Genomic DNA, 23642 nt, shown 5'->3' with positions numbered 1-23642 from the left:
CGAATTACGAACTACGAATTACGAATTATTTATCATGTTTGGAAGTACTCAGCCGGAATCAGGGAATAGCAAGTGGCGTGGACAGTTGGATAGGTTTGTGAAGGAAAATCAGCGCGATTTGGCGGCGCTTTTTTGGGGGTTGTGGTTGGAAAATGGGAATAGTCAGGGTACTGTTGGGATTGATTTGCAGCCAACTCCTCATTTTATTTATTGTCCCCAAGCAGCGATAGAAGATTTAAATAATAAGGTTGATAATCGGCTTCAGGAAATTTTGGGTATTGTTGATCATCATAAACCTGAAATGGAGGTGGTGATGATTGGAATTGGTAAGGGTGAACTGAAGTTGATTCAGTTTGCACCTGAACCTCCTGCGCCTGTTTGTTTTGAGGAGGTGGGGAAGGATGTCAATGAGTTGTTGGAGTTGTTGGAACAGAGAATGAGTGGACAGTTCGACTTGTAAGTAATTAAGCCTTTAAATTTATTTGTTTAGCTGCTATTTCTATTCAAAATGAGCCATCTGATTTCAGATATTATTCTCATTGGCCCAGTTGGTACAGGGAAAAGCACTCTGGGAAAACTCCTCGCTCAGAAGTTAGGAATTTCACAGTGTTCTATGGATGATGTCCGATTGGATTATTATCAGGAAATAAATTATGATGCAGAACTCGCACAGCAAATAAGACAAAAAGCAGGATTTGAAGGGATTTATCGTTATTGGAAACCCTTTGAAGCCTACGCAGTGGAAAGATTACTTTCTGAACATAAAAATTGTGTGATTGATTTTGGTGCAGGACATTCTGTTTTTGAAGATAATGAACTTTTCCAACGAGTACAAAAAGTTTTAGCGCCTTATGAAAATGTCGTGTTGATTCTTCCTTCTCCAAATTTAGAAGAGTCTATCCAAATTCTCAATGAACGTAATGGTGGAATTGTGAGTAATGGCGTTGATTTTAACGAACATTTTGTGAAGCATCATTCAAATCATGATTTAGCCAAGTTCGTTGTTTATACAAATGGTAAATTGCCTGAAGAAACACGAGATGATATACTCAATATGATAAAAGTTTAAAAAGTTACTCCTGCAAAGGCAAGACAGTAATTAAGTTAGCAAATCTGGCAAAGTCACTTGTGTTGTGAGTCAGTAATTGAGGGATATTGTAAACTAGCATGGTGGCAACAATATTGGCATCATGAATTTGTTTACCACCACTAGGAATTTGCTCAATGAGATTTAGTAACCTATCTGTTACCAGAGAACTATCTTCAGCTACCCGAAAATGGGTTTGAAAATAGAGAACATCCTCTATTACTGTTGCAATGGGTAATGGGTTGGTAAATTGTTGAGTACGGGTAAGAGTAGCTAAATATTCCCGCAATATTTGTCGGCTAATCCACAAGTCCACACCCACATCATATAAACTTTGCATAGCTGATATCGCGGCTATGTGAAATGGAGACTGAATTTGACTAGCATATACTAGGATATTTGTATCTAAAAAAACAGGATTACCGTCCCCAATCACCATACATATCCTCACGTCTTAAAGAAAGATTTTCAGGCCAAAGTCCACAATTATGAACAGGAAAGTTTAAAGGAGGACGCTTTTCCTTTCTCTCTACTTTCTCATCTGTATATTTTTCTTCAATTACTATCACTACATGATGCTCACCTGCTGGGATATCCAGTGGTAATTGCACTGTAATTTTACCGTCTTTTGTGACTGTGGCAATTGTTTCTATACTTTTCATTCATCCTCCTCGATTACTGCTAATACGGCTTTTGGTAATAATTTATCTTTAAACCAGACAATTTTGGCGGGGACATTATCTAATTTTACTCCGGCTTTTTCTAAATTTAATCTCTCCGAAATTGCTAAAATTAAATTGTCACATCCAGAACTCCGCACTTGATAAAATTTCTTTTGTAAATATTCTGGTCGCCAATAACCAACTATTTCTAATAAATAATCACGACCATCAGGATGTACTAACCGAAAATCGGGAATCATTACACTACCAGGAACTGGTAATAAATCCACTTCTCGCTCTAATACCCAGTCGGTTTTAAGTGCATCCCACTTATCAGCAAAGGATGACTCTAGCATACTATCGTAAGGCTTACCCTTGGAATAGTGAGACACCAAACCACATTCAGAATTGAGGGTAAATCTGCCCGTGTTCCATGCTTTGGTGTAAGGATCACGAGTTTGTAAAGTCGCTGCTAAACTCCATTTAGTGACATGAAGTAAAGCCGGAATTAATTTGGCGATCGCCAGCCCATATCTTGTACTAGGATTAAATAAACTCGTGGGACCATCCACCGTAATTGTAAACCCGTGGTCAGCATCACCTTCAATATAAGCCATTAATTGAAACAACTTCAAATAACGAAACAACAGCTTATATTCCCCAGGAACATTGCGATGAGCATTTAAAATTAACTTACTGGCTTTATAAAAAATTCCCTGTACCTGAGACAAATTATATCTATTTAATAAATCCACCGGACTCGGCGCATCAAAATTAGTTAAAATCTTATTTTCAGCCAAATCAGCATATAAACCATCACGCACCTGTTCCAACAACACCTCACGTTCCAACTCCTGACTCAACTCATCAGCAATCTTAGTCAAAGTCACCTGAGTAGATTCCCCACTAGGAACCGACTTCGCCGCCAAAGCAAATACCCGTTCCCGTAACATAGGCGGTTCCAAAGGACTCACCACCTCAAAAGTACAAAAACTACTCTTGAGAATATAAGCCAAACCCCGCTTCACCCGATAATCCGTAGCATCACCCTCCAAATCCAAAAGCTGACGTTCCAACACCCCCTGAGACTTCCCTTTCGCCTCCTCAAAACAACCAATCAACTCATTCCCCAACTCCATACTCTTGTGATCAATCTTCAACCTCTTCGGAATTATTTCCTCTCCGTTTTGGCGATGACTCAGTAAATCCGTCGGTAACATTCTTCTTATCCGTTGAATACTTAATCTCTAACTGTTCCGCAGCCTTAGGAGTACTACCCTTCCCACCCCCATAAACAACCTGTAAACTCCCCCTCTTCCCTTGGCGACCTTGGCGGCTTGGCGGTTCGTTCTCCACCCCCCTCCGTCGCGCCGAAGTCCCCTCCTCACTAGTATCCTCAGCCACCACCTCATACAAAATCGCCCGCTTATTAGCCACATTCCCCCTTCGCAAAACCCGACCCAAACGCTGAACATACTCCCTAGTCGAACCAGTCCCCGACAAAATAATCGCCACAGAAGCAGCAGGAACATCAACCCCCTCATTCAACACATGAGAAGCCACCAAAGTATTGTATTCCCCCTCCCGAAACTTAGTTAAAATTTCATGGCGTTCCTTCACAGGAGTTTGATGAGTAATCGCCGGAATTAATAACTTTTCAGAAATACTATAAACCGTCGCATTATCAGCCGTAAAAATCAGAATCCTTTCCGGGAAATGTTCAGCCAACAAATTAGCCAAAATTCTTAACTTCCCATCAGTACCCAAAGCAATGTTTTTCGCTTCCCGGTGTGCTAACATAGCCCTACGTCCAGCAGGCGATCGCGCACTCATTTTCACAAACATTTGCCAACCTTGAATACTCCCCAAAGAAATCTTTGATTGGCGCAAAAAATCATTGCGAGTTTGAATTAATTGATTGTATCTTTCTCGCTCATGCTGTGATAACTTCACCTTAATTTGCACAATTTCGTGGTTAGCCAACGCACTACCCGCCAAATCCTCAGCCCGTTTGCGATAGACTTCCGGTCCAATGAGAATATTTAAATCTGCGTGTTTCCCATCAGTGCGTTCTGGTGTTGCTGACAATCCTAAACGATAAGGCGCGATCGCATACTCTGCAATTACCCGTCCAAAATCCGTAGGTAAATGATGACATTCATCAAACACCAGCAAAGCATACTTATTTCCCAAAGTTTCCGCATGAATAGCAGCACTATCATAAGTCGCTACTAATATTGCAGTGCGATCGCGTGAACCACCACCCAACAAACCCACCTCAGCATCAGGAAAAGCCGCCACCAAATGAGCATACCATTGGTGCATTAAATCCAAAGTTGGAACCACAATTAAAGTCGTGCGGGGTGTAGATTGCATCGCCATTTGCGCCAAATACGTCTTTCCCGCCGCCGTAGGTAGCACCACAACCCCCTGCCTACCCTCCAACTTCCAAGCTGCTAAAGCCTCAGTTTGATGGGGGTAAGGCTCCATTTCCAGACTCGGAATTAAATCCACCGGATAAAATTCCTTAGCCTCATCCACAAAATAAACATCTTCAGCTTGTAACGCTTCCACCAAAGCCCGATATCTCATCGCAGGAATGCGAAACTTTTCCACCCGATCATCCCAAGTAGCATAATCCATCCAACCCTTACCCCGTGGTGGTGGATGTAAAATTAATGTACCGCGATCAAATTTTAACGTAGGGGTGCGAGCCATTTAAAAATTTTCCAGAAATAACATCTCTCAAACTCTTCCTCTGGTGCGCCTCTGCGCCTCTGCGTGACACTCATCCATATTTTCCTCAGCAGATCAGCCTCTGCAAAACTTGCTTAAACACCATCGCCACCCAATCAACATCAGCCTCCGTAGTATCACGCCCCAAAGTCAAGCGCACCCCTCCCAAAGCAGCTGATTCCGGATAACCCATTGCCAAGAGTATAGGACTAGGGCTAAGTTTACCACTGTGACAGGCAGAACCGGCACTAATACCAATACCAGCCAGATTCATTTGTCTAACCAAAGCTTTACCACTAAGCTTTTTCCCATCGGCGTGTTCTAAACAGAAACTCACATGATGAGGTAAGCGATGATTAAAATCGCCTGTGGGAATTAAACCCGGAATATCTGCTAACTTAGCAAACAAGCGATCGCGCAACTTGATTAAACGCGGTATTTCACTCAGTAATTCTACTGTAGCTAATTCGGCTGCAATTCCAAAACCAGCGATCGCAGGTACGGCTTGAGTCCCCGAACGCAATCCCATTTCTTGTCCACCACCACCCAGCAGAGGTACTAATTCGATATTAGGACGCACATACAACGCCCCAGCCCCTTGGGGTCCATATATCTTATGACTGGAAAGACTGAGTAAATCTACTGGCAATTTATGTACATCTAGGGGTACACGTCCCGCAGCTTGGACTGCATCTGTGTGAAATAAAACACCATGCTTTTGAGCAATATTTCCTAATTCCGTAATTGGTTGGATAGTACCAATTTCGCTTTGTCCATAAATCACCGAAACTAAAACAGTATTATCTTGCAACGCTGCTTTTAAATCCTGGGGGTTAATTCTACCTTTAGCATCTACACCCAAGCGCGTCACTTCCCAACCCCACATTTCCAACAACCGCGCTGGTTCCGAAATAGCCGAATGTTCCACCTGGGAAATAATTATGTGTTGTGGCGCAGTGTATAATCTGGCAATGCCCATAATGGCTAAATTATTGGCTTCTGTACCACCAGCCGTAAAAATCAGAGATTCTGGATTAGCCGCATTAATTAAACCTGCAACTTGGATTCTGGCTTGTTCTACCATTGTGGCGGCTCGTTGTCCCCACTCATGTAAACTAGAAGGATTGCCCCATTGTTGATTCAGGGCTGTCTGCATAGCTGCGATCGCTTCTGGGCGAGTGGGAGTAGTGGCGCTGTAATCTAAATATATTTGCATATTATCAATAATTGTGTGAAAAAAGCTAAAGACTTCTGTATTAAGAGGTGGATTTGATTATCTGCGGATATAGTTTGGGAAATATAAATGTGTTCATACCCAATCCACTTTTAGCAAATTACCGTGCAGATGTTTCCGCAACGAAAATATTTCCTGATTTTTTTTCTGGTTTTGTCCATAGTTGCTTGTCAAAAAGCCCAACCCAAAAATCAGCTTCTAGTAGCCTTACCACAAGATCCATTAGTTCAAGTTTACTTTAACCATTCCCAAGCTTCAGAATACAAAGAACCTTACCGCCAGCAAACACGCCCTGGGGATAACTTAGAACAACAGATTATTGATGCTATTTCTCAAGCTAAAACCACCGTGGATGTAGCTATTCAAGAATTGCGTTTACCTAAAATTTCCCAAGCACTAGCAGAAAGACAAAAAGCGGGTGTGAAGGTGAGGGTGATTTTGGAAAATAACTATAGTCTTCCTTGGAGTAGTTTAACACCTGCCCAGGTGCAGAAGTTAACGCCTAGAGAACAAGACCGTTATCAAGAATTTCGTAATTTTGTAGACTTGAACCAAGACAATCAACTCAGTCCTGAAGAAATCAATCAACGAGACGCATTAATAATTTTAGAAAATGCCAAAATTCCCTGGATAGATGATCGGGCTGATGGTTCAGCCGGTAGTAATTTGATGCATCACAAATTTGTGATTGTTGATAATCGTTGGGTAATTACAACGTCGGCTAATTTTACGCTGAGTGATGTTCATGGTGATTATACAAATTTTAGCAGTTTAGGAAATGCGAATAATTTTTTACAGATTGATAGCCCAGAATTAGCTATTTTATTTACCAAAGAATTTAATATTATGTGGGGTGATGGTCCAGGAGGTCAGCCAGATAGTAAATTTGGCATCCAAAAACCAATGCGATCGCCTCAAACTATAACATTAGGTGAAACCAAAATCACCATACATTTTTCGCCTACTTCTGCCACCCAACCTTGGAATAAATCTAGTAATGGTTTAATTGGAAAAACTTTAGATTCTGCCACTAAATCTATTGATATGGCATTATTTGTTTTTTCCGAACAGAGTCTTTCTAATATTCTTAAAACCCGTCATCAGAATAATGTTTTCATTCGGGCTTTAATTGATTCACAATTTGCCTATCGTTACTATAGCGAAGGTTTAGATATGATGGGAGTATTGCTGAGTAATGATTGTAAATATGAAGTAGATAATAATCCTTGGCAAAATCCTTTAACTACTGTGGGTATACCTATCTTAGCTAAGGGTGATTTATTGCATCATAAATTTGGTGTAATTGATCAACAAACAGTTATTACAGGTTCTCATAATTGGTCGAAAGTTGCCAATAATGGTAATGATGAAACACTGCTAATAGTGGAAAATCCAACCATTGCTGCCCATTATGTGAGAGAATTTAACCGTCTTTATGGTGACGCTAAACTGGGTGTACCGCCATCAGTGCAACAAAAAATTGCCGAGGAGAAAAAACAATGTCCTCAAATAATCAGTCCAACATCTAGCGATCATCTAAAAAATCAACCAGTCAATATAAATACGGCGAATTTAGAAGAATTAATAACGCTTCCGGGAGTAGGTAAAAAATTAGCACAAAAGATTATAATTGCTCGTCAGCAGCAAAAATTCACATCTCTCCAAGATATAACCAGAGTTTCAGGTATTAGTACCAAGATGACAGAAAAATGGAGCGATCGCATTACTTGGTAATACTAAATGGAATAAAATATCAAGAATAATTGAACGCAGATGGACGCAGATTAACACAGATAAAGATGCATACAAAGAACCCCACATCCGAGTTTCCAGCCCTAAAAACAGAATTTAACCGGAAATCCAGTTCCCCTCCTCGCTTGCCTACCGTGTACACACAAGTCTTATCAAGTTGCCTAAGAGCGTTTCGATCCCCCCTAACCCCCCTTGATAAGGGGGGAACTAGAATCAAAGTCCCCCTTTTTCTACGCCGAAGGCGCATCCCCGAAGGGGTTTAGGGGGATTTAGGGGGATCAGATCACTTGTGTGTACACCGTAGCCTCGCTTGCGGGGAGGGGCTAGGGGTGGGGTCTTATCTACTCTTTAGCAGCTTTGCTAAAAATCCGATAGTACAACCATGTACTAGCTTCCTTCACCGGAAAAAATAAGTATGTCAGAGGATTGATGGTGACAATAATATTTCGGTAATCGCGTCGGGCTAAAAACAGGATACCACGGGCTACTTGCTGGGCTGACATGACTCCATAAGGATTAAGTTGACTCTTAAAAGGCCCCAAAATTAACTTACGAATGACACAATCCCCATCCAAACGTTTCAGGGTCACAATATTTCCTAATGTCCGTTTACTCAGTTCATAAAGGGGACTCAAAGCCGGTGAAACCTCAGCCTCAGAAGTATTCACCCAAATTTCCTTTGTCGCCTTAGCTTGTGGTCCTGTAACAGTAGTTAAAAATATATCCATCAATCGCAAGGCGGAGAAAGTATTCACCTCATAAGAAGATGCGATCGCCTGCGGTGTGCGACTATTGTAAACATTGACACCATGATTGATAATCAAAATATCGATTTTCTCTAAACTGTCCTTGAGTTCAGCTTCGTTACCTAACTCCCAGGAAAGCACCTTAAAATTAGTCTGCGGTGCTAACTTTTCAGGATTAGTTGTTAAGGCTACCACCTTAGCATTATGCTTGAGCAGTTCAGCCGCCAATGCTTGACCGAGAGAACCGGACGCTCCAGTTAAAGCGACTGTTTTACCTTTCAGAGATAATCCCGTACCCAGTATTTTATCCACTAGAGGAAAGACACCACTATAGTAAGCATCGACATTATCAAAATGATGTCGCCAATGGTAAGTTCGATTTACCCACCAAACAGAGGGAATAATCTGTAAAGGGCCGGGTAAGTGATTGTAGTCTGTATCGATTTTACCAAGAAAATATCGCACAGAAGCACCATACAAGAAAGTACAGCCATAGATTACTCCCAGCCATAACCCTATTTGGTGTACTAATAAGGCAATTATGCTTAAAGCCGCAACCAGTAAAACCGATTCCACAATATCGTGATAAAGCTGGGAATCTTGGTAAGCTTGCACAGAGACTATAGATAAATCCCGGCGATATACCTGATGATGTTTATTGTGCCATTTAGCCAGCCATTTAACCTCGTGACACAAAACATGGTAACTGTCTCTTAATACCTCAGCCAGCAACAGCGAAAAGATTCCCCAACCAGCAAACGGCAAAGCAGTATTGACCAACACCCCATTAATCTGACCGAACATTGTCATATTTTCCTGCACACCACTTGTCTTAATCTTTCTTCATATTGTGACAGATTAGAATCACGTGAAGTAAGGGACTAACAAATAAAAAAAATACTCAATCACCTAACGAAAAAACCTCTCAAAGCCTCTTGACTCTGTGTCCTCTGTGTCTCTGTGGTTTATTGATGTCTTAGAAGTCCCTAAAAGAACAAACATCATGAATTAGTGCTGATTTTCTGATATTCCAGCCGTACTTGTGGAATATCCACCCGTTCACCCTCATAAAATAGAATCCGGCTAACTTCTTGCAAACCCAATTCTGTAAACTGGGCTAATTCAGAATTAGACAAAGGCCAAGGAGGTCCATCAGGTTCCACCTCTGTCTCCCGCAACCGATTAATCACTAATAAAGTTCCTGCAACTGCGATGACAGAAGCCACCGATGCAATGACAGTAGAACGGAGACTCAAAGGTAAAGCTTGGATATTCCTAATTTCTACCACTAAATCAAAAGCCTGATGCCATTGTGAAGGAAGCGCCAATAAATCTGCAACTACATAGTTGACAGAAGAATCAGGAAATCGTTGCTGACACCAATCAATAGCCGTGGGCGAAATATCAAAAGCCGTAACTTGAAATCCCCTTGCGGCTAAAGCCTCTGCATCATCTCCCAAACCGCACCCAATCACTAACGCTGAACATCCCTCACCTTCAAGGTTATGAGTCTTCAACCAATCTTGTAAATAAGGATGACAAGTTAACTTAGCCCAAGGAATTTGTGTCACATCACCCTGAGACTGACTATACAAAATATCAAACCATGCAGTAGGATTAGACTCTTCTATAGCTTGAGTCGCTAACTGTTTCACCCGTTGCTGTAGACCTTCCGGCTGTTTCTCAAACATCTTTAACTCTGTTGCGCCTCTGCGTGAGATCCAAAAAACCCCCAGAAATTCTGAGGGATTTTTGACCTTATGCAATTTTTCTAGAAAATTATACAGGATTAGGTTGAGTTCTATTTTGCAGTAGCTGAATAATCGCTGTTTTTTCTAAAATCCCTACCAGTACACCATTGTCACGAATTACAGAAAGTGTAGATAACTTCTTTTGTTCAAGTAACTGTACTACTTCCAACAGAGGTTGGTCTGATTTAACTGTAGTAGTTTCCTCAATGGACTTCATCACTGCGCTGACTGGAGTTTCAGCCCATTGTATTGTCGGAATAGTCCGTAAATCGTTGAGGTTAATTGCACCGATTAGTTTTCCGTCTTCATCAGTGACTAAGAATGTTTTCCAGTCTTGATTGTTGAAAATTCGTTGGTCTGCAAACTCTCTGAGGCTAGTATTGGCAGATACAATTGGGCTATTAAAGGTAACAGCATCTGCTGCTGTCAAACCTGTGAATTTTTCTTGTACTCTCGCAAATTGGGCTGTTTTACCAGCATTTTGCAACAAGAAGAAACCGATTAATAAGTTCCAAAAGTTAGCGAAGCTACCAAAGAATAATAGGGGAATTAAACCAGATGCGATCGCTACCCAACCAAATACTTGTCCAACTCGACTAGCAAAAGTTACACCTTTGTAGGGGTTGCCTGTAATCTTCCACACAGCAGCCTTGAGGATATTACCACCGTCTAAAGGCAAGCCAGGAATCAGGTTAAATAATGCTAATGCCAAGTTAACAGAAGCCAGAACACCAAGGATAGCTGCTGTTGCACCTGTGGCGGCGGTAGTGACACCGATTGCTGTAAATACACCACAGAGCAATAGGCTAACTAAAGGCCCTGCGATCGCCACCCAAAATGCTTCACCTGGGGTTTCCGATTCTTTTTCTAAACTCGCCAAGCCACCAAATATAAATAATGTGATGGATTTAACATCAATGCCTTGACGAATTGCGACAAAACTATGTCCTAATTCATGGGCGACGACAGAGGCAAACAATAACAACGCTGTCATCAATCCCAGTGTTAAAGCTAGTCCCCCAGACAACCAGGGAAATTGTGCCGTCAGTCCACTGCTATAACTCCAAGCTACTAAGCCCAGAACTAGGAACCACGACGGATGGATATAGAAGGGAATCCCGAAGAGATTACCAACGCGAATTGTGCCATTCATGCCGTACACCTTTAAATACATCTGTAAGAGATTTGCTTGCGCTGTTCTCTATGAATTTATTGTAACGTAATGTTAAAAAATTTTAATCTTGGTCATAGTTGTGGTATCCGTCCCTTTTAGGGCGGTTGTTAGGAACAAATTCCCAGGTTTTCCGAAATGCTGCGATCGCAATCAGTATATATAGGTATGTTCAAACAACGCTAGTTAATCAAGCTTGAAAAAGTGTGTGCTTTCCCAGATTGAATAACTGGTAATTGTTATCAGCCGATTGGAACATTCAATTTTCTCGATATTGTCAAATAGCCTCTAGCTACCAGGTGGTACTTTTATCTTTCAGATAAGAGCATATCGGGATGCTCAATAATATCTACTTTGTATTAAATTTATCAAGGAACTTTACATCATGCAGAAGCAACGCCCAGAACGTCCAGCACGTCCAGACCGTCCAAACCGTCCAAACCGTCCAGACCGTTCAGATTTTCAAGAACTTGGCCCCGAAAACAATAAACAACGGCAAAGATCATCTCGCAAAATCCGCCGTGAGGCAACACAAATTGCCTTTAACAGAGGTATTGAAGATCATGTTAATAATGGTGAAGAAGAGGATTATTTAGGTGCTGATGGGTCTCCTAATTACATTGCTAACTTCTCTAAAGGTTTGCCACACAATCAACTGGGCGAAGTAGATCCCAAAGCTTACAACACCTTGCTCAAAGCGCTCAAAAGTGGCAAACCACAAGACTTTGAGGCTATCACCCTGGGCAAAGGTCGCAAATTAGTTAATCCCCAAGCCGGACTATGTTTTGACCTCCAAGGCCCCGACGGTCGCGCCCTCGCCATACCTCCAGCACCCCGCATTGACTCGCCACTAAATTCAGGGGAAGCGGCTGAAGTTTACTGGATGGCGTTGTTGCGGGATATTAATTTCACTGATTTTAGCCAAAAGTCTTTGGTGCAAGAAGCAGCAGCAGACTTATCAAAGTTCTCCGATTTTGATGGGCCGAAAGCTGGCGGAAGCGTTACCCCAGAAACCCTTTTCCGAGGCAATTATGCTGGTGATTTAGTAGGCCCTTACATTTCCCAGTTCTTGCTCAAGGATATTCCCTACGGTTCTCTGACAATTTCCCAAAGACAAAAAACTGTACAACCAAATATCAATTATTTGACTGATTATGACGAGTGGCTAAATGTGCAGAATGGTGGTGCGACAAGTGCAGACCAATTCGATTCTACACCCCGCTATATTCGTAACATTAGAGATATTGGTCAGTACGTCCACGTTGATGCTCTCTACGAAGCTTACCTGAATGCTTGTTTGATTCTGTTAGACATTAAGGCTCCGATGGATGAAGGGAACCCCTACAATAACTCAAAGACTCAAATCGGGTTTGGAACCTTCGGTGGCCCACATATCCTGAGTTTGGTGACTGAAGTCGCAACCAGAGCGCTAAAAGCTGTGTGGTTCCAAAAGTGGTCTGTGCATCGCCGCCTGCGTCCAGAAGCCTTTGGTGGATTAGTTCACAACCATCTCATCGGAAAGACAGAGTATCCTATTGATCAGGAGATTTTGGCTTCGGGGGCATTGGAAAAAGTCTACAGCCGCTATGGTAATTATTTGATCCCAATGGCATTCCCTGAAGGTTCTCCCACTCATCCCGCCTATGGTGCTGGACACGCTACTGTAGCTGGTGCTTGTGTGACAATTCTCAAAGCTTGGTTCGATGAATCTTGGCAGATTGCGAATCCAGTGGTTCCTAATGATGACGGTACTGAGCTAATTGCATACACTGGTGCTGATGCCGGACAGCTAACTGTCGGTGGTGAATTGAACAAGGTTGCTGCTAACATTTCACTTGGTCGTGATGGTGCTGGTGTTCACTGGCGCACTGACTATACTGAGTCTGTTAGACTAGGTGAACAAATAGCGATTGGAATTCTGCAAGAGCAGTCACTTACCTACAATGAAGATAACTTCTTCACTTTGACTAAGTTCGATGGTACGAAAGTGAAAATTTCTCGTGACGAGGTGAAGCACTTAATGAGTGAAAACGAATAGTTATTACTTGCTCATCGTCAATAACTAATCCTTACCCTCGGCTTAATCCGGGGGTATTCCTAGTAATTTATTCAACCAAGATTATGGTTTTTTTTGCAGGCGAATTAATGTATTGTATACCTGTCGTTTTAAGTTATTGTTACTTTGTAGCTCTAGAGTAATTTTGTTAAACCGATCAATACTCAGTCCACTATCTTCAACTATTTTTTGGGAGCGATTACAGTAAGTCACCGCGATATCTTGAGCCTGCCGTGGTAGGCTGTTCATGCTTTTAGGATCATTACAAATAATTTTGGGTATTTCTCCGCCCCCAATTAATTTTTTAATTTCATCAAAAGCCTGTTGACGTGGTGTTTCCATTGCTAACACAGCTTGGGCGTAGTTGGTAATATCGTCAGTATTGTTAACCGCAGGTGTTTGAGCATCGGCGCGCAAACTGAAGGTCATACTGCCGGTAACTAAACTAGCAGTCGCAAGAATACCGAAAAATAGATTCCGGGGAAATAGATGTTGCAGGCTAGGTTGAAAAAATAAATTAGTAATTTTTTTCATAAAGAGTATGACACAGAAGTATAGTAGGGATGCGTTAATGGCTTTGAATTATTTTATGAGTGAGAAGTTCCACAGAACTGTTTGCCAGTTAAATTTTTATATTTAAAGTCTGCCCCGTTGGCAGACTTGACAAAGTTCTATTACTTTGGTCTGAAGCGCAGAAACTTCAGTATATCCTTGCTTGAGACTCACTTCTAACTCTAATAGTAGTGGTAAGCAGGATACTAGTTGCTGTACAGAAAGTACATTAACTTCTTGCTGTAAAAAGTAAATTCGTTTGGGGTTGCTAATCTCGGCTAATTTGGCGATCGCTTGGGGATTGCGTTCCCCACTTTCCATAGCAATCTTGACCAATAACCAGGTACGAAATTGACCTATGAGAGTAGCAACTACCTTCAGTCCTGGTTCGGCAGCATTAATCAAGTCAGCCAAAATAGTTAAAGCTTTAGCTGTTTCTCCCATTCTAATAGCTGCTGCTAATTGTAAACTATTTTGCGTAGTGTTTCTAACTAATTGTGTAATGGTATCTACGTCTAAAGGTTTACCGCTATCAGAGGTATAAAGACGTAGCTTTTCCATTTCATTGTACAGTAGGCGTGTATCATTACCTACAGCCTCTGCTAAAATTTCCGCAGTCCGGTTTGTCAGTTTCACTCCCACAGTTTGAGCAACTTGATTCACAGACTGTACCAGTAATTCTGTTTTCCAAGGTGGGATGAGAGGAAATTCTCGAAATTCATTGGCGGATTTTTTCAGCAATTTGGTAGATTTCAGGCGTTCATCTGGTTTGTTACGGCTGGTAAGTAATAACCAAGAGTTTTCAGGAATCACTGACAGGGTGCGGGTGAGTTCGGCTAAAATATTCTCTGGGCATTGCTGACAAAGAGTAGTATTCATTAGCCACACTAATCGTCCACCAGCACCAAAGGGTGGTGTCATAACTTCATTTAAACCCGTAATTGCGGCATCGGCTTGGTCTGGGGATAAAGATGTATAGTTAAAACTTATCCAGAGAGGATCGAGGATGCGATCGCGTAATGCTGTAACTGCTTTTTCAATGGCAAAATCATCCTCACCCCAGTAAACATAGATTGGCATAGATGAACCTCATAGCAGATGCGGGTGCAAGTGGACTTCCAAAAGATATTATCCTAGAATTACACCGACATTAATATTAACAGTCAGATTTATGAGTACATCACAAACAGTACAACAACTACACGCCGAATGGATAACACTAGAAAATTTTCAGCGTTATGGACAGGTAATTTCTGCTAGTGAAGATGGTAAAACCTTTGATGTCGAAGATGCCCAATTAAACCTCAAAAATGGCACACCGCGATTTTATATTATGAGGTTAGAAAAACGGGGGCGGAAGTTTGATAAAATTACGCGTCATTTGCAATGTACCCAATGTTTAGGTTCTTTAGCAGGAAAGGATTGGTTAATTGCCGTTTGTCCTCCTCATAATGATTTAAGTGAACCAGTATTAGCAGAAATTGCGGCTTTTCGCATACCAGGAAATTGCTTTATCAAGTTAAATGAAGGTACTTGGCACGCTGGCCCTTATTTTGATCATGAAGTTGTGGATTTTTATAATTTAGAACTTGCTGATACTAATGTAGTAGACCATTTTACTCATGATTTTCTCCAGAGTCATCAATTAGAATTTGAAATGGTGTGAGTGACTGCCCAAAAGTAGATAATTGCCTTTAATATACTTCCGGTGTGTGAACAGCTAGTACAACAACCGGAACATCAAATTCCAATTGATGAAGATGGAGGTCACTTTAGGTTTAAATTTTGGTTTATGCAATATTAAATATAGATTATTTGGTTGTACCCAGATATGATAGAAATTTATATACTAGCAACAGTTATTTTACGGTAATAAACCAAAAAATATGCAAGGGTATATGCTCAATTTTTTGAAGGTTCAAGATGGAAATGAGCAAAATAAATCGTTATAGCAAAAACCGCGTTCATATAGATAAGTCAAATAGTACGAAAAAGTAAAGGCAAACATCGCAAAAATGACTGGGATCATTGTGCTAAGTTCCAGCTTGCGTTTATTGAATATTTTCCATAAAGACATAATAATAGTGATAGGCCAGAAGATAGTTGTGATCACAAGCATCACCAAAGATAAAAATTTCTCTTCTGGAGTAGAAATAGGATGATGTGAGGAAAACTTGAGCCAATTGATCAAAAAATAGCAGCTCATCAGTAAATAACTAATCAGTAAACTTAATTGTAACTGATTCATTCTTAACACTCCTTCTAAATTAATCCCACAAAACTAAATACTGTTATTATATGATTCGATTTCCAAAAATCTAGATGTATGTAACGTAGATTTTATTTTTTCTGATATAACCCTCAGATCCTTTAACTATATAAATATGATACACAGCTAGCAAATACATAAAACAGTGTTTATGCTTAATTTAAACTAAAAATTAGTTATGTGGCGATGATTACACATTTCTAGTCAATTAATTTACATTAATTTATGATGATTGTCATAGGGGTGTAACCCTTGATAAAATTTATACAAAATTGATGATGCCGGATTGATTAAAGCAAATGCAACCAGCTTGGTAAATTATTTGTATTCACAACTCAAGCCAAAGGTAAGCAAAAACGAAACGTACTGCCAATTCCCAGTTCGCTTTCTACGTAAATTTTACCATTTTGCAGTTCTACTAGCCTGCGGGTGATTGTTAAACCGATACCAGTACCACCAGAATTGCGATCGCGTGATTGGTCAGCCCGCCAAAACCGTTCAAATACATGGGGTAAATCCTCGGAGGAAATGCCAACACCTGTATCCATCACAGCAATCCAAAGTTGAGACGCTGCAACGGAAACACGAATAGTAATTGCACCTTTGGCAGTATGACAGATAGCATTACCCAGTAAATTGACTAACACCTGTTCTGTGCGGTCAATATCTGCCAATACCAGAGGTAAGGGTTGGGGACATTCCCAACCTAAAACCGGGCCATCTTCTAGCAGTTGGTCACTAAATTTTTCCACCAATGACTCTAATAAAGGCCATAAATTCACAGGCTGAATATTAATGGGCAGATAACCAGCTTCTGCCTTGGATAATTCTTGTAAATCGTTAACTAATCTCTCTAAACGCTTAGTTTCCTTAGCCAACCGCCGATAAATCTCAGGAGATGGTTCTATTTCTCCATCAGCGAGTTCCTCTAAATAACCCCGCACAACCGTTAATGGTGTCCGCAATTCATGAGTCATATCCCCAATCAATACTCGCCGCCGTGCTTCCACCCCTTCTAAACTAGCCGCCATCTGATTAAAACTCCTCCCCAAGCGTTGCAGTTCGGGAATGTCAGATAAAGGTAATCGCGCCTCTAGCTGACCAGATGCAAACTTTTGCGTAATTTGTTCCATTTCTGTCAACCGCAGCATAATTCGTCTGGATACCCAATAACTCAATCCTCCCGCCGCAGTGCTACCGACAATCACAGACCAAATCGTGCTACGCCGCCAAGCCGTTTCAAATCCTTGCACCAATTCAGTCCGAATATTAATTAATCTCAGCCCTCGACTTTCTAACCTTTGCAAATGCAGGAAAAAAAAGCGAGGAGAAGAGATTCCACTAATGATTACGAGACTAGCTAACCCCACAATCATCACTACGAGGTGGGATAAAAACAGACGCGATGCCAGAGGCAAAGACCTTGCCCAACGCCAGCCCATGCAATTATCCTCACGCTACAGGGGATCTTCAAACTTATAGCCTACCCCAACCACAGTTTTAATAAAAGTGGGACTAGCGGGATCTGGTTCAACCTTTTTTCGCAATCGGGCTACATGAGTATCTACAACCCGTTCATCACCAAAAAAATCATTGCCCCAAAGTTTATCAATTAGTTGAGTCCGGTTCCAAACTCGACCAGGATTACTGACAAAGGTGTTTAATAAATTAAATTCTAAAGTAGTTAAGTCCAAGGTTTCAGCCGGTTGGGAATTTATCTGCCGAATCGCCGTGTGCTGATCTAAATCAATCACAAAGTGTTGAGTCCGATTCACCTGATTTTGCCCCCCTTGGCGGAGACTACGCCGCAATAAAGCCCGGACTCTAGCAACTAACTCTCTAGGACTGAATGGTTTAACCATGTAGTCATCAGCACCAGTCGATAAGCCAATCACCCGATCAATTTCCTCACCCCTAGCTGTCAGCATCAAAATATAAGGATCTTTTGCCCCAGGTTTTTGGCGAATCCGCGCACACACTTCCAGTCCATCCAACCCCGGAATCATTAAGTCGAGGATAATTAAATCTGGTGGTTGTTCTTGAAACATTTGTAAAGCGTTAATCCCATCACGACTAATACGACAGTTAAAACCCTCTTTATTTAAAGAATGTTGGATTAACTGAGAAATTTCCAGTTCATCCTCAACAATTAAAATATCCATCTCATTAGGATTTAATAAAAAAATACGCAGAGTAATTCCCTAATTTGCTATTCTACTCTATTAATCTCATACAAGTAGATATAGCGGTTTTCATCAGAGTGAGAACAGGGTTGATAGCTCAAATCCTGAAAGCAACTGGCTGTATATTCAGCACTTTGCTATAGGCAGCAATCAATGTTAAATACGCCCAATTGACGATGAAGATTTACAGCTTGGAATTGGAAAGCACACGATAACTATAGCCGAGATGAGAATCTTTCTGAATGTATTGTTTAATCCTGTCCAGGTCAATAAACTCATCAGCAACATCAATCAAGCTGTCACTAGTCAACGCCCGCAAACTCACAACTTCAACGCGAGAACCTGTGGCACTGACAGCATTAACAGCATAAGCTAAATCTCTGTCTCCACTCACTAAAATTGCTGTATCATAGTAAGGAGCTAAGGTAATCATATCCACAGCAATTTCTACATTTAAATTGTGTTTTTTGGTATGGTCTGCCAGTTGCACTTCTTTGGTAACTACACGATAACCATTACGACGCATCCAAAAAAGAAAACCTTGTTGTTTTTCATTCGGTCTTGGACGTGCAGAACTTGGGCGTGAAGTATCAACAGCAGTATAAAAGAAAGCCCGCAACAACCGCGAACCCCCAGTTAAATGGCAAAGTAGTTTAAGATAGTCGATTTCAATACCGAGTTGTAAAGCTGTATGAAATAGACTTACACCATCAATGAAAATAGCTACCCGACCCCGATTTTCTAGTTTTAACGAGGAACTATTAGATACAGGCTCCCGTTTTTGGGGATTTTCATGTTTTGTCACATTTTTTATGAAGTTTTTTCTTGGTAAATGAGGTTCTTCCTCTGGGCGTTTATAGACATTTTCTGCTTTGGTAAAATTAGTTGTACTCATGGACTCCTCTAGATTTTAAATCTGGAAACGCTTTTGGGTAAATTGTCAATAGGTCGTTTTGGCGGATTGGTTCTCCTAGTACAGCACGGCGTAAATCGCAAAACCATAAGTAATCAATGCAAAGCCTATAGAGTTAAGCTTTTTTACTTTTTAGTTCTGACTTTTGACTTCCGCACAGTGGTACTAGCCGCAAACAAACTCAAATTGTAGTGATTGTAGAGATTCCCAAATATAACGCCCCAAGGAGTTGATAAACTCTTGTCCAGGCAGGTTTTACGCAATCTTTCCTTTGCCTACAGGTATGCTATTCAGTACCTACTTCTAATGCATATAGGTTGACCACAAGACGCAATAACTTGGGTGAAAGCCGTTTCGCTGTGGTGTAGAAGTAAGGGTGAACCTTTGGCAGTTAGTTTTATTGTACATTGCTATTCAAAAATCCTTCATTAAGGCAATCTTTGTATATTCATCTAGAGATATTTACCTCTACTTTTAGGATGAAAGTTATCAAAACAAAATATTATTTATTGATTAATTTCAAATTTGAACAGAATATTAAATTTTAATACTTTCGATTCATTGAATTGATTCAAAAAAAAAGCCCCCCAGTCGCTAGCCAGCTAACTGAGGGATTCTGCAAGTCGGTATGTCGCATAAAGATATTCGTGAACTTCAGAATAACAACACAGCCATCAGAGAATATGCCAAATTGCCAAATTGTTTTTGTAACCGATAATCTTCAGTCTTTTGGTAGATTACCGAATTCATTTTAGGGAATGGGTCATGAAACCGAAACTACCTTTAAGATCGTAGAGGGATCTTTCGTCGTAGCTTGGGCATGAAACGCATTGTCTTGATTGCTGGATTTGAATCGTTTAACGCTGACTTGTACAGGAAAGCGGCTGAGTTGGCGAAATCCCGCTGTCCGGATTTGGATATTCGGGTGTTTAGCGATGCCTTTGGCGAGCGAAGCGATCGCAATATTACCACTCAGCGCAGCGAAGTAGAAACAGCACTAGATGGCGCTGATGTATTTTTCGGGAGTCTGCTATTTGATTATGACCAGGTTTTGTGGCTACGCGATCGCATTGCCCAAATTCCCATCCGTCTAGTGTTCGAGTCAGCCTTAGAACTGATGAGTTTAACCAAGTTGGGTATTTTTGCCATTGGCGACCAACCCAAAGGAATGCCGAAACCTGTTAAATTCATCCTAGACAAATTCAGCAACGGACGCGAAGAAGACAAACTCGCTGGTTATATTAGTTTCTTAAAAATTGGCCCTAAGCTTTTAAAATTCGTCCCAGTCCAAAAAGTCCAAGACTTACGCAACTGGTTAATTATCTATGGATACTGGAACGCAGGCGGTGCAGAAAACGTAGCCGCATTATTTTGGATATTAGCCGAAAAATACTTAGATTTAACAGTCGGCGATATTCCCCCACCCATTGAAACCCCCAACATGGGGTTACTGCATCCCGACTATCAAGGATTTTTCACATCACCCCGTGAATATTTAGCCTGGTATAAAAATCAGAGAATCAGCAAAATTTCCCACTCCCCAGTCATCGGGATTCTCCTATACCGTAAGCACGTAATTACCAAACAACCATATATTCCCCAACTGATTCGCCGTTTTGAATCAGCCGGGTTAATTCCCTTACCCATTTTTATTAATGGTGTAGAAGGACACGTAGCGGTAAGAGATTGGATGACCACCGACTACGAAACCCAGCAAAGACAAAAAGGTAATATTGAAACTCTCTCACTTTCTGACCAAGCCGTCCAGGTAGATGCAATTGTTTCTACCATTGGCTTTCCTCTCGTGGGTGGTCCGGCTGGTTCAATGGAAGCAGGGCGACAGGTGGAAGTAGCTAAACGCATCCTTGCTGCCAAGAATGTACCCTATATAGTAGCCGCACCCCTGCTAATTCAAGATATTCACTCATGGACGCGTCAAGGTGTGGGCGGACTGCAAAGTGTCGTATTGTATGCTTTACCTGAACTGGATGGCGCTATTGATACCATTCCCCTCGGCGGTTTAGTAGGGGAACAGATTTATCTAGTTCCCGAACGAGTCCAGCGCTTAATTGGTAGAGTCAAAAATTGGATTGGTTTACGGCAAAAGTCGGCATCAGAACGCAAAATAGCAATTATTTTATATGGATTTCCCCCTGGATATGGGGCTGTAGGGACTGCGGCTTTATTGAATGTTCCCCGGAGTTTGGTTAAGTTTCTCCACGCCCTCAAAGACCAAGGTTATCACGTTGGTGATATTCCTGAAGATGGGGAAGAATTAATTCGTCAGGTGAAAGCAGCAGATGAAGAAATGGAAACATGGGAAAAAAATAAACCTTTTCCCTCATCTGCAAATACTGTGAATTTCCGTAAGTTAGAAAAATGGTTGGGATATCTGCTAACTTCCCGCATTGAAAAACAATGGAAGTCTTTAACGGGAACTGGAATTAAAACCTATGGGGAGGAATTGCATATTGGTGGTGTGCAGTTAGGTAATATCTGGATTGGTGTCCAACCACCTTTGGGTATACAAGGCGACCCGATGCGGTTAATGTTTGAACGGGATTTAACTCCTCATCCTCAATATGCGGCTTTCTATAAATGGTTGCAAAATGATTTTGCGGCTGATGCTGTGGTTCACTTCGGGATGCACGGAACTGTAGAATGGTTGCCGGGTTCACCGTTGGGTAATACTGGTTATTCTTGGTCGGATATTCTCCTGGGAGATTTGCCTAATCTCTATATATATGCGGCGAATAATCCTTCTGAGTCGATGTTGGCGAAGCGTCGCGGTTATGGGGTGTTGATTTCTCACAATGTCCCGCCTTATGGTCGGGCTGGTTTATATAAGGAGTTGCTGTCTTTGCGGGATTTGATTTCGGAGTATCGTGAGGACCCGCAAAAGAATTATCTGTTGAAGGAGGTGATTTGTAAGCAGATTGTTGATTCTGGTTTGGATGCTGATTGTCCTTTTGATGATGCTAAACGTTTGGGGATTGCTTTTAGTCCTGAGAATGTAAGAATGTTTAGCGATCGCGCTTTTGATGGTTATTTGGTGAAGTTGTACGAATATCTGCAAGTTTTGGAGAATCGTTTGTTTTCTTCGGGTTTGCATATTTTGGGGGAAGCACCGAATGAGGAGGGGTTGGCTTCTTATCTGGAGGCTTATTTTGGAGAAGAGAACCAACCGCCAAGTCGCCAAGGTCGCCAAGAGGAGGAGGGGTTAGTTAGGGATTTGTTGATGCAGTGTACTGATGAGTTGGGGAGTTTGTTGCGGGGGTTGAATGGGGAGTATATTTTGCCTGCGCCTGGTGGTGATTTGTTGCGGGATGGGGCTGGGGTGTTACCTACGGGGAGGAATATTCACGCTTTAGATCCTTATAGAATGCCTTCTCCGGCGGCTTTTGCACGGGGGCGGGAGGTTGGTCGGAAAGTTATCGCCCAGCATTTGGCTGAACATGGGAGTTATCCGGAAACGGTGGCGGTGATGTTATGGGGTTTGGATGCTATTAAGACTAAGGGTGAGTCTCTGGGGATTCTTTTGGAGTTGGTGGGGGCTGAACCTGTGAAGGAGGGGACTGGGCGCATTGTTCGTTATGAGTTGCAGCCGTTGTCTGAGGTAGGACATCCCAGAATTGATATTTTGGGGAATTTGTCGGGGATTTTCCGCGATAGCTTTGTGAATATTATTGAGTTATTGGATGATTTGTTTCAACGGGCGGCTGATGCTGATGAACCGGAAGACCAGAATTTTATTAGAAAGCACGCTTTGGCTTTGCAGTCGCAAGGTGTAGAGAATAGTTCTGCAAGATTGTTTTCTAATCCGGCTGGTGATTTCGGTTCTCTGGTAAATGATCAGGTGGTTGATGGTAATTGGGAATCTGGGGAGGAATTAGGTAATACTTGGCAAGGTCGCAATGTGTTTAGCTATGGTAGACGAGATAAGGGTGAAGCTAGACCAGAGATTTTAAATACTTTATTAAAAACAAGCGATCGCATTGTTCAAGAAATCGATTCTGTAGAATATGGTTTAACTGATATTCAAGAATATTACGCTAATACTGGCGGTTTGAAAAAGGCGGCGGAAATGCAACGGGGGAAGAAGGTGACTACCAGTTTTGTGGAAAGTTTCTCGAAGGATACTACACCCCGGAATTTAGATGATTTACTCAGAATGGAGTACCGCAGTAAGTTAGTCAATCCCAAATGGGCGCAAGCAATGGCGAATCAAGGTTCTGGTGGCGCGTTTGAGATTTCCCAACGGATGACGGCGTTAATTGGTTGGGGTGGGACTGCTGATTTTCACGATGATTGGGTTTATGACCAAGCGGCTGATACTTATGCTTTAGATGCAGAGATGGCGGATAAGTTACGCAAGGCAAATCCTGAAGCTTTTCGGAATATTTTAAGCCGAATGATTGAGGCGCATGGGCGGGGTATTTGGCAAGCTGATACAGATAAGCTGGATAAGTTGCGTCGGTTGTATGATTTGACTGATGAACAGTTGGAAGGTGTGACGGTTTAAATATGGAT

The 23642-nt window shown here is 41.6% G+C and carries 19 protein-coding genes; 6 read left to right on the top strand and 13 right to left on the bottom strand.

Annotated features, from left to right (window positions below; translation table 11 throughout):
* The first annotated feature begins 31 nt into the window (after positions 1-31).
* A complete protein-coding gene (locus tag ACM0OW_RS02515) occupies positions 32-460 on the top strand; it encodes a hypothetical protein (protein ID WP_414548826.1) in 429 nt (142 codons plus the stop codon).
* A gap of 48 nt (positions 461-508) precedes the next feature.
* A complete protein-coding gene (locus tag ACM0OW_RS02510) occupies positions 509-1069 on the top strand; it encodes a shikimate kinase (protein WP_414548468.1) in 561 nt (186 codons plus the stop codon).
* 4 nt (positions 1070-1073) lie between these two features.
* Here the strand turns inward: ACM0OW_RS02510 and ACM0OW_RS02505 are convergent, their stop codons facing one another.
* The 5 genes from ACM0OW_RS02505 to ACM0OW_RS02485 all read right to left on the bottom strand — a co-directional run bounded on the left by ACM0OW_RS02505 (position 1074) and on the right by ACM0OW_RS02485 (position 5701).
* Complete coding sequence (locus ACM0OW_RS02505) at positions 1074-1526, bottom strand: type II toxin-antitoxin system VapC family toxin (protein ID WP_414548467.1); 453 nt, start codon at positions 1524-1526, stop codon at positions 1074-1076.
* Positions 1507-1749: a hypothetical protein gene (locus ACM0OW_RS02500; RefSeq protein ID WP_414548466.1), complete on the bottom strand. Its 243-nt coding sequence runs from the start codon at positions 1747-1749 to the stop codon at positions 1507-1509. Before ACM0OW_RS02500 ends, ACM0OW_RS02505 begins: the two co-directional genes overlap by 20 nt.
* Positions 1746-2969: a DUF790 family protein gene (locus ACM0OW_RS02495; protein WP_414548465.1), complete on the bottom strand. Its 1224-nt coding sequence runs from the start codon at positions 2967-2969 to the stop codon at positions 1746-1748. The genes ACM0OW_RS02500 and ACM0OW_RS02495 overlap by 4 nt, the downstream gene beginning before the upstream one ends.
* Entirely contained in the window at positions 2899-4467 is a 1569-nt protein-coding gene (locus ACM0OW_RS02490) for a DEAD/DEAH box helicase family protein (protein ID WP_414548464.1), read from the bottom strand. The genes ACM0OW_RS02495 and ACM0OW_RS02490 overlap by 71 nt, the downstream gene beginning before the upstream one ends.
* An 85-nt stretch (positions 4468-4552) precedes the next feature.
* Entirely contained in the window at positions 4553-5701 is a 1149-nt protein-coding gene (locus ACM0OW_RS02485) for a cysteine desulfurase family protein (RefSeq protein WP_414548463.1), read from the bottom strand.
* Between the two features lie 123 nt (positions 5702-5824).
* On the opposite strand from ACM0OW_RS02485, the gene ACM0OW_RS02480 reads away from it, so the two are divergent.
* Entirely contained in the window at positions 5825-7453 is a 1629-nt protein-coding gene (locus tag ACM0OW_RS02480; protein ID WP_414548462.1) for a DUF655 domain-containing protein, read from the top strand.
* Between the two features lie 359 nt (positions 7454-7812).
* On the opposite strand, the gene ACM0OW_RS02475 is transcribed toward ACM0OW_RS02480, so the two are convergent.
* The 3 genes from ACM0OW_RS02475 to ACM0OW_RS02465 all read right to left on the bottom strand — a co-directional run bounded on the left by ACM0OW_RS02475 (position 7813) and on the right by ACM0OW_RS02465 (position 11121).
* Entirely contained in the window at positions 7813-9021 is a 1209-nt protein-coding gene (locus ACM0OW_RS02475) for a bifunctional sterol desaturase/short chain dehydrogenase (protein ID WP_414548461.1), read from the bottom strand.
* Between the two features lie 197 nt (positions 9022-9218).
* The gene (locus ACM0OW_RS02470) at positions 9219-9908 is read right to left on the bottom strand and encodes a class I SAM-dependent methyltransferase (RefSeq protein ID WP_414548460.1); all 690 of its coding nucleotides are present in this window, start codon (positions 9906-9908) and stop codon (positions 9219-9221) included.
* A gap of 88 nt (positions 9909-9996) precedes the next feature.
* Positions 9997-11121: a site-2 protease family protein gene (locus ACM0OW_RS02465; protein ID WP_414548825.1), complete on the bottom strand. Its 1125-nt coding sequence runs from the start codon at positions 11119-11121 to the stop codon at positions 9997-9999.
* 403 nt (positions 11122-11524) lie between these two features.
* Between ACM0OW_RS02465 and ACM0OW_RS02460 the strand changes: the two genes are divergently transcribed.
* Positions 11525-13177 (top strand): vanadium-dependent haloperoxidase, encoded by a 1653-nt coding sequence (locus ACM0OW_RS02460; RefSeq protein WP_414548459.1) that lies wholly within the window; start codon positions 11525-11527, stop codon positions 13175-13177.
* A gap of 81 nt (positions 13178-13258) precedes the next feature.
* On the opposite strand, the gene ACM0OW_RS02455 is transcribed toward ACM0OW_RS02460, so the two are convergent.
* Both ACM0OW_RS02455 and holA read right to left on the bottom strand, forming a co-directional pair.
* Complete coding sequence (locus ACM0OW_RS02455) at positions 13259-13729, bottom strand: DUF4168 domain-containing protein (protein ID WP_414548458.1); 471 nt, start codon at positions 13727-13729, stop codon at positions 13259-13261.
* A 102-nt stretch (positions 13730-13831) separates the two neighbouring features.
* Positions 13832-14827, bottom strand: coding sequence for a DNA polymerase III subunit delta (holA, locus tag ACM0OW_RS02450; protein ID WP_414548457.1), 996 nt, complete (start codon positions 14825-14827; stop codon positions 13832-13834).
* A gap of 91 nt (positions 14828-14918) precedes the next feature.
* Between holA and ACM0OW_RS02445 the strand changes: the two genes are divergently transcribed.
* Positions 14919-15413: an ureidoglycolate lyase gene (locus tag ACM0OW_RS02445; protein WP_414548456.1), complete on the top strand. Its 495-nt coding sequence runs from the start codon at positions 14919-14921 to the stop codon at positions 15411-15413.
* A 938-nt stretch (positions 15414-16351) separates the two neighbouring features.
* Here ACM0OW_RS02445 and ACM0OW_RS02440 read toward each other — a convergent pair.
* The 3 genes from ACM0OW_RS02440 to ACM0OW_RS02430 all read right to left on the bottom strand — a co-directional run bounded on the left by ACM0OW_RS02440 (position 16352) and on the right by ACM0OW_RS02430 (position 19094).
* The gene (locus ACM0OW_RS02440; RefSeq protein ID WP_414548455.1) at positions 16352-17458 is read right to left on the bottom strand and encodes a sensor histidine kinase; all 1107 of its coding nucleotides are present in this window, start codon (positions 17456-17458) and stop codon (positions 16352-16354) included.
* A gap of 15 nt (positions 17459-17473) precedes the next feature.
* Positions 17474-18178 carry a response regulator gene (locus tag ACM0OW_RS02435; RefSeq protein ID WP_414548454.1) on the bottom strand — a complete coding sequence of 235 codons (705 nt, stop codon included), beginning with the start codon at positions 18176-18178 and terminating at the stop codon, positions 17474-17476.
* A gap of 205 nt (positions 18179-18383) precedes the next feature.
* Entirely contained in the window at positions 18384-19094 is a 711-nt protein-coding gene (locus ACM0OW_RS02430; protein ID WP_414548453.1) for an NYN domain-containing protein, read from the bottom strand.
* Between the two features lie 838 nt (positions 19095-19932).
* Here ACM0OW_RS02430 and bchH point away from each other — a divergent pair.
* Positions 19933-23634 (top strand): magnesium chelatase subunit H, encoded by a 3702-nt coding sequence (gene bchH / locus ACM0OW_RS02425; RefSeq protein WP_414548452.1) that lies wholly within the window; start codon positions 19933-19935, stop codon positions 23632-23634.
* The last annotated feature ends 8 nt before the right edge of the window (positions 23635-23642 follow it).

This window comes from Anabaena sp. CCY 0017, from assembly GCF_963920885.1.
Lineage (GTDB): Bacteria > Cyanobacteriota > Cyanobacteriia > Cyanobacteriales > Nostocaceae > Nodularia.
This window is presented reverse-complemented; position numbering and strand designations above follow the sequence as displayed.